Raw genomic sequence first — 14,131 nt, 5'->3', positions numbered from 1 at the left:
GGGCAGGGCGTCCGATGAGGACGCCCTGCCCGCCGGTGCGCGCGAACGCGGGGGTCAGCCGATGGCCACCGCGATCTCGTTCGGGGTGTGGTCGAGCTCGACCGAGGCGATGATCTCCCCGGTGGTGAGGTCCACGGCGTGCACACTGTTCGCGGCGGGCTCGGTGATGTACGCGATGTCGCCGTCGACCTTGATCGCCGGGTGCGCGTCCTGCCACTGGGCCGGACCCTCCCACGCCTCGATCACGGGGTGGGACTCGGTGAGCTCGCCCGTCTCGGGGTCGAGGACGTGGATCTGCCCGTCGGTCGACAGGATGTAGGCGAGGTCGCCGGGGCCGCGTGCGATGTCGCGGAAGGTGTACTGCACCTCGGCAGGCAGCTCGACGACATCGAGGGTCTCGGCGGCGGTGTCGATCAGCGTGACGGCATTCAGCAGGTAGCCCTCCGCGTCCGGGTCGTTCTTGTAGTCGCCGACGACGATCGGGCTGGTCTCCGAGACGAAGGCGTTGCCCATGCGGCCGTACGCGTCCGGTGCCGCGAGCTTCGTGAAGGCCTCGTCCTTGAACAGCAGCGCACCGTTCTCGCAACCGAAGATCACGGCTTCCTCGGCCGCGGTGCCTTCCCCGTGGATGCCGGGGCACTCGGCGTTGACGGCGGCCTCGTCCCAGTGGTCGTCGTGTGCGTGCAAGGCCTTGGCCCCGGTGCGCGACGTCTCGTCGCCGACCGTGGTGAGCAGCGAACCGTCCTCGAGCACGATCGAGACACCGTGGTGCGGGGCATCGGCGGTGTACGTCGTGGTCTCGGGAAGAGCGTCGTAGCCGTCGGCGAAGCCGTCGGTCGGCACGATCGTGGTCGTTCCGGTGCCGTCGTCGAAGAGCACGGTGTTCTCGCCGTGGATGACGACGTGCCCGGCAGCGGTCGCCTCGAACAGTGCGTCGGTGAGGGCGGGCTCGGCGGTGTCGAGCATCTGGAACCCTGCGGAGGTGGTGACGGCGATGGTGCGGCCGTCGCCGAACGGGTTCAGGCGGGTGAACTCCTCGGTCTCGAACTCGTCGACGACCTCGAGCGTCTCGGGGTCGAGCACCGCGATTCCTCCGGGGTACGAGATCGCGACCCGCCCCGTCTCGCTCGCGGTGGTGCCTGACTTCTCGTCCGTGGGCGCGGTGTCGCCTGCTCCGCCCGCACCGCCGGCGCAGGCGGTGGCGAGCAGCGAGACGCCTGCCAGCGCCGCGACAGCGGCACTCATCCTCATGTGTCGCTTCATTGTGTTTCCTCTCGTATCGGGCCCCGGTCGGGGTCCATTCATGGGGTCAGTCCGTCGGCGATGCGGTCCGTGTTGGCGCGCATCATCGTCAGGTAGGTGTCGGCGCCCTCGCCGGGCTCGGTGAGGGACTCGGTGAACAGCTCGATGACCTCGACCTGGACGTCGGCCTCGGAGGCCAGCACCTGGATGAGTCGGTCCGGCTGCGAGGATTCGGCGAAGATCGTGCGGACTCCTGCCTCGTCGATCGCGTCGGTGAGATCGCGCAGGTCGGCAGCGCTCGGCGCGGCGAGGGTCGTGCCCCCGGGGATCACGGCACCGATGAGGCGGAAGTCGAAGCGGTCCGCGAGGTAGCCGAAGACGTGGTGGTTCGTCACGAGTGCTCGTCGTTCCACGGGGATCGCGGCGAAGGCGGCCGACATCTCCTCGTCGAGCCCGGCGAGTTCGCCGCGATACGTCTCGGCATTGCTGCGGACCTGCGCGACGTCGATCCCGTCCACTTCGGCCAGCGCTTCCTCCACCGCGTCCACGACATCGACCATGCGCGCCGGATCGGTCCAGAAATGCGGATCGTCCGCACCGTTCGCGTCGTCGGAGCTGTAGGGAAGCACGTCGATCACGTCGCCGGCCACGACCGTCGGGACTCCCGCGGCTGCGGTGCGATCGATGTGCTGCTGGAGCCCCTCCTCGAGGCCCAGTCCGTTCGTCACGAGCAGGTCGGCGCCATCCATCCGTGCGGCCTCCTGGGCGGAGATCTCGAACGAGTGCGGGTCGGCGTTCGGTTTCATCAGGATGGTGACCTCGGCCGCATCGCCGGTGAGATTCTCGACGACGTCGCCGAGGATGTTCGTGGTGACCACGATCTGCGGTCGATCCGACTCCGCCGTGCCGGTGCACCCCGCGAGGCCGGCAAGGACCACGGTCGTCGCGATCAGCAGGGAGGACGCCCGCAGCGGTCTCATCGCCCGACCTCCGCGACGAACGCGGGAGCCGTGGGCGTCTCGAGGGAACGAGCGACGCGGGCGGCATCGGCGTAGTCGACCTCGTGTACGACGCCGGCCGCCGGGTCGCTGACGTAAGCCCGCTGCTCGTCGACGGTGAGCGAGGAAGCGGCGCCGCCGTCGGCGAGCAGAGGATCAGTGGCGCCCACGAGTGCACCGTCGTCGGCGAGATGCACGACGATCCGCCCGTCGATGTCGATGGCGACCACATGCCCCTCGGCGTCGTCCACGGCGACGACGTGCGTCAGCGGACGTTCGGTGGGCACCAGGGTCCAGGTGCGCTCCCGGGAGTCGAGCAGCCAGAAGCCGGTCGTCCCCGCGACGGCGGCGACCGTCGGACGACCCTTCCGGCCGTCGAACGACAGGGCGCGCTCGACGGCGCCTGACGGGTAGGGGATGCGCTCGACGGTGAGGCCCGCGTCCTGCCAGGCCGCCAGGACCGCACCGTCTGCGCAGCCGACGACGAGTCCGACGCGGGTGGTGATCGCTCCCGAGGGGTCGGCGCAGTCGACCGGGGACTCCGCGGGCTCGCCGTCGCTGTCGTGATAGATGAGCGTGTCGTCGACGGCCACGAGTGCGCCCTCTCCGATCGGGGCGACCAGGCCGGTGTCCGCGTTCACCTCGATGCGGAACAGCTCATCGAGCCGTCCTTCGGAGAGTGCCTTGTTGTCGAGCAGCACCGCCTCGCGGCTGCCGCCGAAGAACACGCCGGTGGCCCCGGCCGTCGACAGCGGGCCCGTCACGACGGTGGCGACGCCCTCGCCGGCGACCGTACCCAGAAGCGCGGGCTCGGCGAGGTAGTAGTGGAAGTGGTCGCCGTGATCCCAGCTCCATCGGCCCGAGTCGATCACCTCCACGCCCTCTTCCGTGGTCACGAACCCGTAGCGTCCATCGCTCGCGAGCGCCGACGGAGCTGCCGTGCGGTCGAGGGGGGTCGCTTCTTCGGTCCGCAGGTCGAGCACGGCGGCGTTCCCCGCGGCATCGATGGACAGCAGGCCGAGAGGCGGCTCGGCGACCTCCTCAGCGCCGGCGATCGCGCCGTGGCCGTCTCCGGACGCCGGGGTCGCGGGCGGTGAGCTCTCCGGAGCAGAGGCGCACGCACTGAGCGCGACGATCGTCAGGGCGGCGGGGAGGAGCCGGAGGGGGCGGGGAATCATCGGTTCCTTTCGGGGAGCGCGACGGCAGGAGCATCGGGCGATGCGGGTCGCGGGGATGCGGATTCGGGGTGCTCGACGGGATGGTGCCGGCGAACGGCGCGGGTCAGAAGCGAACGTGCGGTTGCGGAGAGAGCGGCCAGCAGCACGGCCGCGGTGGCGATCGAGGCCCCCGCCGCCACCGCGAAGTGCCAGGAGGCGAACAGCCCGATCAGGACGGCGGCGGCGCCCACGAGGGAGGCCCCGAGCATGGTCGTGGGGATCCGCGTCGTCCACGCCCGGGCGGCGACGGCGGGGGCGAGGAGCAGACCGACGACGAGGAGCGTTCCGACGGCCTGGAAAGACGCGACGACGGCGAGCGTCACGAGGGCGACGAGCACCACGTGCGCGAGCTGGGGGCGCAACCCGAGCGTGCGGGCGATGCGCGCATCGAAGGCCGTCGCCACGAAGGAGCGATGGAATGCGGACGCGACGCCGACCGTGACGACGGCGGCGACGAAGAGCATCGCGATGTCGTCGGGGCGGATGGCGAGGATGTCGCCGAACAGCAGAGCGGTCGCGTCCGTGGCGAAGCTGCGGGAGTGGGAGACGATGATCACGCCGAGCGAGAGCATGGCGACGAACAGCAGACCGATGCTCGTGTCGTACGAGAGCCGGCCCCGTCGCTGAAGGAGGCCGATCGCAGCGCTCATGGCGGCAGCGCTCAGAGCCGCGCCGAGCAGGACCGGGGCGCCGACCACGGTGGCGAGCGCGACGCCGGGCAGCATTCCGTGGCCGATCGCCTCGCCGAGGAAGGCCATGCCGCGGATCACGACCCACGTGCCCACGACCCCGCAGATCACGGCGACGAGCATTCCGCCGCACAGGGCACGGACGAAGAACTCCACGGCGAACGGCTCGAGCAGGAAGGGCACGAGAGGAGACTCTATATGAGAATGAGAATGATTATCAATTGCTAGGCTGAGGCTATGAATGAGAGTTCTGCGCTGTCCGCGCGTGACGTGTGCTTCGGGTACTCCGACGATGACGTGCTGCATTCCGTCACCGTCGATGTCCGGTCCGGGGAGATCGTCGCTCTGGGCGGGCACAACGGGTCGGGCAAGTCGACACTGGTCGAGATCCTCGCCGGTGTGAAGGTCCCCCGACGGGGTGCGGTGCGCCTCCGGGGGACCGTCGCGCTCGTCGTGCAGCGTCCTGCCGTGCCGGATGCGTTGCCCGTGTCGGCGGCGGATGTGGTGCGCATCGGGACGTGGAAGCGCGGACGACGCCTCTCTCGCGCCACGGTGCGTCGAGCGGTGGAGCAGGCTCTCGATCGTGTCGGGATGTCGGAGCTCGCGGGCCGCCCGTTGGCGGAGCTGTCCGGCGGGCAGCGGCAGCGGGTGTTCCTCGCGCAGGGGATCGTGCGTGAGCCCGACGTCCTGCTGCTGGACGAAGCGGCTGCCGGTCTCGATCGCGAGAGTGCTGCCCGGATGCAGGAGATCCTTCGGGAAGAGGCCGCTCGCGGCGTCGCGGTGTGCACCGTCACCCACGACGACGCTGCCGTGCTCGCCGCCGACCGTGTCATCCGGCTGGAGCGCGGGCGAGTGGTCTGAGCGACCTACTCCGTCTCCGCCCGCAGGCGCCTCTCGAGGTCCGCGAGGCTGGTGGCGTGGATGTCGAACCGCTCACCCGGGGAAGGGGGTTCGGCGTCGGGCCGAGGCACGTAGGCCGTGCGCATGCCTGCATCCCGCGCCGCTCTGAGGTCCCACGCATGGGCCGCGACCATGAACGGGGGACGACCGCTCGCCGGGACGCTCGCCATCGCCAGCTCGTACATCGCCGCGGCCGACTTGTAGGTGCCGGCGTCCTCCGCCGAGAGCACCTGGTGCCAGCGGAAACCTGCATGGACGCTCAAGCCGGTCAGTACCCGACGACTCGCGTTCGACAATCCCACGACGGTGGCGACTTCGGCGAGGGAGCGCAGACCCGCAGCGGAGTCCTCCCAGGGCGGGCTGAAAGCGGAGGCGCCGACGAGCGCGGGGACGGCTGTGACGGGAAGGACGCTTCGGGAGGCGAGCCGCTCCAGCACTTCGGCGTCGAGCTGGTCGCTGGTCGCAAAAACGCGTTCACCACGGACGATGGCCTGCTCCTGTTCGGCCACTCCGCTCAGCCATTCGTCGACGATCGCGGTCGTCTCTTCGCGGTCGAGGCCCGTCGTCGCCTCCACTCGGCGTCGGAGACCTTCCGCCTGATTCGCCAGAGTGCCCAACACGTCGAACACGGCCACGACGCGCTCCGGCGCCACTTCACGGGATCCGTCGGTCATGCAGAAGAGAACACGTCCGGAGCGCGGACTGTTCCGCCGCGCTCCAGCGAAACACTATATAGTGATCTATATAAGAGTCGAGAAGAGGAGGCACCATGGCCGTCACATCCATCGACATCGACCCCGACGAGCTGATGCAGGCCAAGCAGCTCGCCGGCACGACCTCCAACCGGGAGACCGTGGATCTCGCGTTGCGCACGCTGATCGCCGTGCGCCGTCAGCCCGCCGCCGTGGAGCGCATCATCGGGCGCCACTTCGATGACGATCAGATCGATGCACCCACCATCACGCCGACCGCTGCCGTGTCGCGAGACAAGCGCTCGGCGCGGTGACCACCTATCTTGTCGACAACAGCATCTGGCAGAAGGCGGGCAAGAGCGCGACGATCGCGGACCGACTACGGTCTCTCTCACCGAACAACCTCATCATCACCTGCCCGCCACAGGTTCTCGAGTACTGCCACTCAGCGCGCAGCGCCGAAGAGTATGCGGAGCTGCGCCGGGACATGGAGGGGGTGCTTCCCGCATGGGAGCACCCCGCCGAGCAGGACGCCCTCGACATCCAGCAGGCACTGTGGACGAGGGGGCTCCTGCGCGCTGCTGCGGCGTTCGACTGCCTCATCGCCGCGTACGCCGTCGCCAACGACGCCGTCATCCTCAACTCCGACCATGACTTCGGATACATCGAGCTGGCGACCGAAGGCAGAGTCCGCCAGGAGTACGTGGAGGGCTGACCCCGCGGCGAACGCCGGGGCGGGGTGCATGATCCGCCCGCGGGTTGCCTTCGTCAGACGCTTCGTGGCGTCCCCTCGGACGGATCAGCGATCGTCGACGGACCGGGTGTGCGCGTCGGGGGCGAGGTCGATCCGACGCAGCAGTTGGGCGTTCAGCGCGACGACGACCGTCGACAACGACATCAGGATCGCCCCGACCGACATCGGCAGGACGAATCCGATCGGCGCCAGGACTCCGGCGGCGAGGGGCACCGACACGAGGTTGTAGCCCGCCGCCCACCACAGGTTCTGCTTCATCTTGCGGTACGTGGCGCGCGACAGCTCGATCACGGAGATCACCGAGCGGGGGTCGGAGCTCGCGAGGATCACGCCGGCCGAGGCGATGGCGACGTCGGTCCCCGCCCCGATCGCGATGCCCACGTCGGCCTGCGAAAGTGCGGGCGCATCGTTCACGCCGTCGCCGACCATCGCCACCTTCTTGCCCTCGCGTTGCAGCTCCGCGACTTTGGCGGACTTGTCCTCGGGGCGCACCCCGGCGAAGACCCGGTCGATGCCGAGCTCGGCAGCCACCGATTCGGCCACAGCCTGCGCATCCCCGGTGATCATGACGACCTCGACGCCCCGACGGTGGAGGGCGTCCACGGCCTCCCGGGATTCGGGGCGGATCTCGTCGGCGAGTCGCAGTCCGCCGACCACGCGGCCGCCGAGGACGACATGGAGGATGATGGCTCCCTCTTCGCGCCACTCGTCCGCGGCGGCGATCTCCTGCGCGCCGATCTCGTCGAGGAGCTTCGGGCCGCCGACACGCACCTCTGCACCGTCGACGGACGCCGTGACACCCACCGCCGGGGAGGAGGTGAATCCGGACGCAGGAACGAGCGCGAGGCTCTTCTCCTCGGCTGCCCGTACGATCGCCCGGGCCAGCGGGTGCTCGCTGTCCGCTTCGGCGGAGGCGGCGAGGACGAGCAGCCGGTCGGCGTCCATCTCACCGGTCGGCTCGATCGCCGTGACCGTCGGAGCGCCCTTGGTCAGAGTGCCCGTCTTGTCGAACAGGACGGCATCGACCGTGCGCATGCTCTCCAACGCGAGTCGGTCCTTGATCAGCACGCCGCCACGTGCGGCCCGCTCGGTGGCGATCGACACCACCAGCGGGATCGCGAGGCCGAGGGCGTGGGGGCAGGCGATGACCAGCACGGTGATGCTGCGGACCACGGCGGCGTCCGGATTCCCCACCACCGTCCACACCACGGCGGTGAGCGCAGCCGAGAGCAGCGCGAACCAGAACAGCAGCGCGGCGGCGCGGTCGGCGATGCGCTGCGCATGGGACGAGGAGTTCTGTGCCTCCGTCACCAGTCGTTGGATGCCGGCGAGGGCGGTGTCGTCGCCCGTAGCGGTGATCTCCACCCGAAGGCCCGAGTCGGTGGCGACGGTGCCCGCGGTGACGGTGTCACCGGTGGACCGCGTGACGGGACGTGATTCGCCGGTCACCATCGACTCGTCCATCGCGGCGGTCCCGTCGATGATACGGCCGTCGGCCGGGACGCTCCCGCCGGGACGGACGACGACGACATCGCCGACGGCGAGTTCCGTGGGGGAGACCGTGACGGTCGTGTCCCCTTCGACCCGCTCGGCCTCGTCGGGCAGCAGGGCGGCGAGCGAGTCGAGGGCCGACGTCGTCTGCGCGAGCGATCGCATCTCGATCCAGTGTCCGAGGAGCATGATGACGATGAGGAGTGCCAGCTCCCACCAGAACTCGAGCTCGTGGTGGAGCAGTCCGAGCGTCGCGCCCCAGGAGGCGAAGAAGGCCACGGTGATGGCGAGCCCGATGAGCAGCATCATCCCCGGCGTGCGGGTCCGGAGCTCGCTGACGGCGCCGGTCAGGAACGGCCAGCCGCCCCACACGTACATGACGGTGCCCAGCACCGGAGCGACGAACTGCGCCCAGCCCGGGACGTCGTACCCGAAGAGCATCGCGAACATCGGAGAGAACGCCACCACGGGCACCGCGATGACGAGGTTGATCCAGAACAGGCGCCGGAACTGCCCGACGTGATCACCGTGCCCTGCGTGACCACCGTGACCCGCGTGACCGCCGTGTCCGCCGTGTCCTCCGTGTCCCTCGGGGGCCTCGTGCCCCGTGTGCCCGGAGTCGACGGCGGTGGGGGCTTGTGCGTCCTGGTGCGCGTGCGGCTCGTTCATGCGTGATCCTTCCTCAGAGCGGGGCGGGTGGCTCGGCGGGAGCGTCCTCGTCGCGTGACGCTCGTGAACCCGCGCAGGCGCAGGCTGTTGCCGACCACGAACACGCTCGACAGCGCCATCGCTGCACCGGCGAGCATGGGGTTGAGCATGCCGAGCGCCGCGACCGGGATGGCGGCGACGTTGTAGGCGAAGGCCCAGAACAGGTTGGTCTTGATCGTTCCGAGCGTCTTGCGCGACAGGCGGATCGCGTCGACCGCGCTGCGCAGGTCACCGCGTACCAGCGTGATGTCCGATGCCTCGATCGCCACGTCCGCGCCGGTGCCCATCGCGAGTCCGAGGTCGGCCTGGGCGAGGGCGGGGGCGTCGTTGACACCGTCGCCGATCATCGCCACCGTCTTGCCCTCGCGCTGGAGCCGGACGACCACCTCGACCTTGTCCTTCGGGAGGACCTCCGCGATCACCTCCGTGATCCCCACTTCCGCCGCGATCTGCCGTGCCACGGTCTCGTTGTCCCCGGTGAGCAGGATGGGAGTCAGTCCCATCGCCTGGAAGTGGTCGATCGCCTCGGCGCTGCTCGGCTTGATCGTGTCCGCGACGACGAGGATGCCACGTGCGTGTCCGTCCCAGCCGACCGCGACGACGGTCTTGCCCTCGCCCTCGGCCTCGACCTTCGCCGAGGAGAGGCCCGGACTCAGTGTCTGCGACCACTCGGCGAGGAGCGACTCGCGTCCCACGAGCACGGCATGGCCTTCGATGACGCCCTGCACGCCCCTTCCCTCGAGGTTCGTGAACTCCTCCGGAGTGGGCAGTGTCCCGACCTCCCTGGTCGCACCCGCGGCGATCGCCTGCGCGATGGGATGCTCCGAGGCATCTTCCACCGCCCCGGCCAGCCGCAGCAGCGTCGCGCGGTCGGTGCCGGGCTCCACGATGACGTCGACCAGGGTCATCCTGCCGGTGGTGACCGTTCCGGTCTTGTCGAGCAGCACGGTGTCGACCCGGCGGGTGGATTCCAGGACTTCCGGGCCCTTGATGAGCACGCCCATCTGCGCCCCTCGACCGGTCCCGACCAGCAGGGCCGTGGGCGTGGCGAGCCCGAGCGCGCACGGGCACGCGATCACGAGGACGGCCACCGCCGCCGTGAATGCCGCGGCGACGGGGAACCCCGCGACGAGCCAGCCACCGAGCGTCACGAGGGCGATCACGATCACGATCGGGACGAACACCCCGGAGATCCTGTCGGCGAGACGCTGCACCTCCGCCTTCCCCGTCTGCGCGTCCTCGACGAGTCTGGCCATCTGTGCCAACTGGGTGTCCGCGCCGATCCGGGTCGCGCGGACCACGAGCCGCCCCCCGACGTTCGTGGTCGCGCCGGTGACGCTGTCGCCCTGGGCCACCTCGACCGGCACGGATTCACCGGTCAGCATCGAGGCGTCGACGGCCGACGTCCCGGAGACCACGAGGCCGTCGGTCGCGATCTTCTCGCCCGGTCGCACGACGAACTCGTCGCCCACCTGGAGGTCTTCGACCGGGATCCTCGTCTCTGCACCGCCGCGCAGCACGGCGACCTCTTTCGCGCCGAGTTCGAGGAGCGCGCGCAGAGCCGCGCCGGCCTGCTTCTTCGACCGCTTCTCGAAGTAGCGCCCCGCGAGGACGAACATCGTCACGCCGGCACCCACCTCGAGGTAGATGTTCGCCGCCCCATCGGAGGGAGCCAGTGCGAACTCGAACGGGTGCGTCATCCCCGGCATGCCTGCGGTGCCGAAGAAGAGCGCGTACAGCGACCAGAGGAAGGCGGCCGAGGTTCCCATCGAGATGAGCGTGTCCATCGTGGCCGTTCCGTGGCGCAGGTTCGTCCACGCGGCCTTGTGGAACGGCCAGCCCGCCCACGTGATCACCGGGGCGGCCAGCGCGAGCGAGGCCCACTGCCAGTACGTGAACTGCAGCGCGGGGATCATGGCCATCGCGATCACGGGCACCGTCAGCACGATCGCGCCGATCAGTCGGTTGCGCAGCCAGAGCAGCTCAGGATCGGTGTCGTCGGTGTCGCCGCCTGTGGCCGCGTCCTTCCTCGTCCCCCGTGGGGCAGCGACGACTGCGGAATACCCGGTCTTCTCCACCTCGGCGATCAGGAGCGCTGCGTCGTAGTCGTCCGGGACCGAGACGGTCGCCTTCTCCGTCGCGTAGTTGACGGTCGCCACGACGCCGTCGAGCTTGTTCAGCTTCTTCTCGATGCGCATGGCGCAAGAGGCGCAGGTCATCCCGCCGATCTCGAGCTCGACGCCCGATCCCATGCTCGGAAGTGCTGATGTGCTCATGGTCCTATCCTTCTCCTGATCGTCGTCGGTGGGCTCAGCGAGAGGCTGTGCCCGTGGTGTCGGCCTTCACGCCGTGCGCACGGCCGCGTACCCCGCCTCCGTCACAGCGGCGAGGATCTGTGCGTCGTCCACGCCGTCGGTGCTCGTGACGACGAGCTTGCCCGTCTGTGCGCTGACCTGGATCCCGTCGACGCCGGGAACCTCGGCGACCTCCTCGCGGACCGACATCTCGCAGTGCCCACACGTCATCCCGGTGACCTGGTACTCGTTGGTCGTCATTGCCTCTCCCCTTCTCTGGCGTACCCCTATGGGGTATTGGATCACCACAACCATATACCCATCCGGGGTATTCCGCATCCTTGGATCCGGCTTGCCTTCCGAGTAAATTCGCTCATTCTTTCTCGGGAAGACCTCATGATGAAGGCGGTTACTTTCCTAGGCTCAGGAACGTGTCCGACCCTTCGACCCGCCAGCCCTCATCGCCCGTGCTTCCGGCCGGCGTGCTCGGAGATGACCCCGGTGCCGAGGTCCGGGACGCGTACTTCGTCTCGGACAGCACCGGTATCACCGCCGAGACCCTGGGGAACGCCCTTCTGGCGAACTTCCCCGGCGCGCGCTTCCGCCGCCACACCGTGCCCTTCGTCGACTCGGTGGACGGCGCCCGCGCCGTGATCGGGGATCTCCGGGTCAGCCCGGCGGGCGCTGCTCCGATCGTCTTCACGACCGTGAAGTCCGCGCAGATCCTCGCGGAGTTCCATGCGTCGGGCGCGGTCGTGATCGACCTCCTCGGCGGGCATCTGCGGGAGCTCGAAGCCTCCCTCGGCAGTGCGGCCTCCGAGCAACTGGGCCAGTATCACGGCGTCGGCGACATGGAGCGCTACTTCGCCCGGATGCGGGCGGTCGAGTACGCGATCGAGCACGACGACGGCCAGAGCATGCGGGCGCTCGACATCGCCGACGTGATCATCATCGCGCCCTCTCGGTGCGGGAAGACCCCGACGACCATGTACCTGGCCCTGCAGTACGGACTGCTGGTGGCGAACTACCCGCTCACCGACGACGACTTCCCGTCCGACGGGCTGCCCGCGACGGTCGAACGGTTCGCGAGCAAGTGCTTCGGGCTGACGACGACTCCGCTCCGGCTGAGTCAGGTGCGTCATGAGCGGCGGCCGGACACGGTGTACTCCAGCCTCGCTCAATGCACACTCGAGATCCGCCGCGCGGAAGACCTCTATCGGCGCAACCGCGTCCCCTTCCTCAACTCCTCCACGAAATCCGTGGAGGAGATGTCCGCCGTGATCATGCAGTCCATGCGCCTGCGCAGCTGATCGCGGTCTCCACCCCTCGCACACGACGCCCCACTCTCTGGAGATCACATGACGAACATCCTCTGGTTCACGCAGATCGGCATGGCCGACGTCGCCCAGGTCGGAGGCAAGAACGCCTCCCTCGGCGAGATGGTCTCGAACCTCTCCGGAGCCGGGGTGAGCGTGCCCGGCGGCTTCGCGACCACGGCCGACGCCTACCGGGACTTCCTCGCCGAGGGAGGACTCTACGAGCGCATCCGATCCACCGTGGAAGCGCTCGACGTCACGGATGTCGCCGAACTCGCGCGGGTCGGCGCCACCGTCCGCGAGTGGATCGAGCAGCAGCCGCTCCCGGCCGCCTTCGAGCAGGACATCCGTGCGGCCTACGCCACGCTCGTCGACTCCGATCCCGAGCCCGCGTCGGTCTCCTGGGCCGTGCGATCCAGTGCCACCGCGGAAGACCTGCCGGATGCCTCCTTCGCCGGCCAGCAGGAGACGTTCCTCAACATCAGCGGCATCGACAACATCCTCGCCGCGATCCGCAGCGTGTTCGCGTCGCTCTACAACGACCGGGCGATCGCCTACCGCGTGCATCACGGATTCGACCACCACGACGTGGCGCTGTCGGCGGGGGTCCAGCGCATGGTCCGCTCCGATGTCGGGGCCTCCGGCGTGCTCTTCACGGTCGACACCGAATCCGGATTCGATCGTGCGGTGTTCATCACCAGCTCCTACGGTCTGGGTGAGGCGGTCGTGCAGGGCGCGGTGAACCCCGATGAGTTCTACGCCTACAAGCCCGCCCTGCGTGAGGGACGGCCGGCGATCCTCAAGCGTTCGGTCGGTGAGAAGGCCGTGAAGATGGTCTACGCCGACGGCACGCACGCGGGCGCCAGCACCGTCTTCACCGATGTCCCCGCCGCCGAGCGCGTCCGCTTCAGCATCACCGATGCCGAGGTGGAAGAACTCGGACGGCAGGCCCTGGTCATCGAGGAGCACTACGGGCGCCCGATGGACATCGAGTGGGGCAAGGACGGCATCGACGGACGGCTGTACATCCTCCAGGCCCGCCCGGAGACGGTGGTCTCCCGCGCCGACGGCAAGGAGATGCGGCGGTTCGTGCTCGAGGAGTCGGGCACGGTGATCACCGTCGGGCGCGCGATCGGGCAGAAGATCGGAGCCGGACCGGTGCGGGTCATGACCTCGCTCGCGCAGATGGACGCCTTCCGGCCCGGGGACGTGCTGGTCGCCGATATGACGGACCCCGACTGGGAGCCGATCATGAAGCTCGCCTCCGCCATCGTCACGAATCGCGGTGGTCGTACCTGTCACGCCGCGATCATCGCGCGCGAGCTGGGTATCCCCGCCGTCGTGGGCACGGGCGACGCGACCACCGTCTTGAGCGACGGGCGACGGGTCACGGTGTCCTGCGCCGAGGGGGACAACGGCTTCGTCTACGAGGGAATGCTCGGGTTCGAGGAGATCATCACGCGTCTGGATGCGATGCCCGAGAGCCCGACGAAGATCATGCTCAACGTCGGCACTCCCGATCAGGCGTTCGCCTTCGCGAAACTGCCCAACCGCGGCGTCGGGCTCGCGCGACTCGAGTTCGTCATCAACCGGCAGATCGGCATCCACCCGCGCGCGCTCCTGGACCATGAATCGCTGCCGACGTTCCTGCGTGCCGACATCTCCGAGCGAATCGCGGCCTACGCGTCTCCTCGGGAGTACTTCGTGCGTCGCGTCGCGGAAGGGGTGTCGATGATCGCCGCGGCCTTCGCGCCGGAACCCGTCATCGTGCGCCTGAGCGACTTCAAGTCCAACGAGTACGCCAACCTCATCGGCGGGGAGCTCTACGAG

At 69.2% G+C, this 14,131-nt stretch carries 13 protein-coding genes; 5 read left to right on the top strand and 8 right to left on the bottom strand.

Annotated features, from left to right (window positions below; translation table 11 throughout):
- Positions 1–54: 54 nt before the first annotated feature.
- The 4 genes from aztD to aztB are packed head-to-tail and all read right to left on the bottom strand — an operon-like array spanning position 55 to position 4,329.
- Positions 55–1,251, bottom strand: a complete 1,197-nt coding sequence (gene aztD, locus L978_RS09025; protein ID WP_047522570.1) for a zinc metallochaperone AztD — start codon at positions 1,249–1,251, stop codon at positions 55–57.
- 50 nt (positions 1,252–1,301) lie between these two features.
- Positions 1,302–2,222, bottom strand: coding sequence for a zinc ABC transporter substrate-binding protein AztC (gene aztC / locus L978_RS09020; RefSeq protein ID WP_047522560.1), 921 nt, complete (start codon positions 2,220–2,222; stop codon positions 1,302–1,304).
- Positions 2,219–3,418, bottom strand: coding sequence for a hypothetical protein (locus L978_RS09015; protein WP_047522558.1), 1,200 nt, complete (start codon positions 3,416–3,418; stop codon positions 2,219–2,221). The genes aztC and L978_RS09015 overlap by 4 nt, the downstream gene beginning before the upstream one ends.
- Positions 3,415–4,329 carry a zinc ABC transporter permease AztB gene (aztB, locus tag L978_RS09010; protein WP_047522556.1) on the bottom strand — a complete coding sequence of 305 codons (915 nt, stop codon included), beginning with the start codon at positions 4,327–4,329 and terminating at the stop codon, positions 3,415–3,417. Before aztB ends, L978_RS09015 begins: the two co-directional genes overlap by 4 nt.
- A gap of 54 nt (positions 4,330–4,383) precedes the next feature.
- Here aztB and L978_RS09005 point away from each other — a divergent pair, with 54 nt between their 5' ends.
- On the top strand, positions 4,384–5,007 hold the full coding sequence (locus L978_RS09005; protein ID WP_047522554.1) for a metal ABC transporter ATP-binding protein: 624 nt from the start codon (positions 4,384–4,386) through the stop codon (positions 5,005–5,007).
- Between the two features lie 5 nt (positions 5,008–5,012).
- Here L978_RS09005 and L978_RS09000 read toward each other — a convergent pair whose 3' ends face one another.
- The gene (locus tag L978_RS09000; RefSeq protein WP_052193471.1) at positions 5,013–5,720 is read right to left on the bottom strand and encodes an HAD-IA family hydrolase; all 708 of its coding nucleotides are present in this window, start codon (positions 5,718–5,720) and stop codon (positions 5,013–5,015) included.
- 95 nt (positions 5,721–5,815) lie between these two features.
- Between L978_RS09000 and L978_RS08995 the strand changes: the two genes are divergently transcribed.
- Positions 5,816–6,052, top strand: a complete 237-nt coding sequence (locus L978_RS08995; RefSeq protein ID WP_052193466.1) for a type II toxin-antitoxin system VapB family antitoxin — start codon at positions 5,816–5,818, stop codon at positions 6,050–6,052.
- Positions 6,049–6,453, top strand: coding sequence for a hypothetical protein (locus tag L978_RS08990; RefSeq protein ID WP_047522552.1), 405 nt, complete (start codon positions 6,049–6,051; stop codon positions 6,451–6,453). Before L978_RS08995 ends, L978_RS08990 begins: the two co-directional genes overlap by 4 nt.
- An 84-nt stretch (positions 6,454–6,537) precedes the next feature.
- Here the strand turns inward: L978_RS08990 and L978_RS08985 are convergent, their stop codons facing one another.
- From L978_RS08985 to L978_RS08975, 3 genes are all read right to left on the bottom strand, one after another.
- A complete protein-coding gene (locus L978_RS08985) occupies positions 6,538–8,652 on the bottom strand; it encodes a heavy metal translocating P-type ATPase (protein ID WP_047522546.1) in 2,115 nt (704 codons plus the stop codon).
- Positions 8,649–10,967 carry a heavy metal translocating P-type ATPase gene (locus L978_RS08980; protein ID WP_052193464.1) on the bottom strand — a complete coding sequence of 773 codons (2,319 nt, stop codon included), beginning with the start codon at positions 10,965–10,967 and terminating at the stop codon, positions 8,649–8,651. Before L978_RS08980 ends, L978_RS08985 begins: the two co-directional genes overlap by 4 nt.
- A gap of 66 nt (positions 10,968–11,033) precedes the next feature.
- Positions 11,034–11,246 carry a heavy-metal-associated domain-containing protein gene (locus tag L978_RS08975; protein WP_047522544.1) on the bottom strand — a complete coding sequence of 71 codons (213 nt, stop codon included), beginning with the start codon at positions 11,244–11,246 and terminating at the stop codon, positions 11,034–11,036.
- Positions 11,247–11,452: 206 nt separating this feature from the next.
- On the opposite strand from L978_RS08975, the gene L978_RS08970 reads away from it, so the two are divergent.
- Complete coding sequence (locus L978_RS08970; protein ID WP_442921814.1) at positions 11,453–12,295, top strand: pyruvate, water dikinase regulatory protein; 843 nt, start codon at positions 11,453–11,455, stop codon at positions 12,293–12,295.
- Positions 12,296–12,343: 48 nt separating this feature from the next.
- A partial coding sequence (gene ppsA / locus L978_RS08965; protein WP_047522542.1) for a phosphoenolpyruvate synthase occupies positions 12,344–14,131 on the top strand: 1,788 nt, incomplete at its 3' end.

Origin of the sequence: Microbacterium sp. ZOR0019, assembly GCF_000800925.1 — a bacterium.
Classification (GTDB): domain Bacteria; phylum Actinomycetota; class Actinomycetes; order Actinomycetales; family Microbacteriaceae; genus Microbacterium; species Microbacterium aurugineum.
This window is presented reverse-complemented; position numbering and strand designations above follow the sequence as displayed.

Bases quoted from the DNA above. Each gene is read 5' to 3' on its own strand.
- L978_RS09000 (WP_052193471.1), bottom strand. From the start codon at position 5,720: ATGACCGACGGATCCCGTGAAGTGGCGCCGGAGCGCGTCGTGGCCGTG.
- L978_RS08975 (WP_047522544.1), bottom strand. From the start codon at position 11,246: ATGACGACCAACGAGTACCAGGTCACCGGGATGACGTGTGGGCACTGC.
- L978_RS08995 (WP_052193466.1), top strand. From the start codon at position 5,816: ATGGCCGTCACATCCATCGACATCGACCCCGACGAGCTGATGCAGGCC.
- L978_RS09015 (WP_047522558.1), bottom strand. From the start codon at position 3,418: ATGATTCCCCGCCCCCTCCGGCTCCTCCCCGCCGCCCTGACGATCGTC.
- L978_RS08985 (WP_047522546.1), bottom strand. From the start codon at position 8,652: ATGAACGAGCCGCACGCGCACCAGGACGCACAAGCCCCCACCGCCGTC.
- aztD (WP_047522570.1), bottom strand. From the start codon at position 1,251: ATGAGGATGAGTGCCGCTGTCGCGGCGCTGGCAGGCGTCTCGCTGCTC.
- L978_RS08980 (WP_052193464.1), bottom strand. From the start codon at position 10,967: ATGAGCACATCAGCACTTCCGAGCATGGGATCGGGCGTCGAGCTCGAG.
- L978_RS09005 (WP_047522554.1), top strand. From the start codon at position 4,384: ATGAATGAGAGTTCTGCGCTGTCCGCGCGTGACGTGTGCTTCGGGTAC.
- aztC (WP_047522560.1), bottom strand. From the start codon at position 2,222: ATGAGACCGCTGCGGGCGTCCTCCCTGCTGATCGCGACGACCGTGGTC.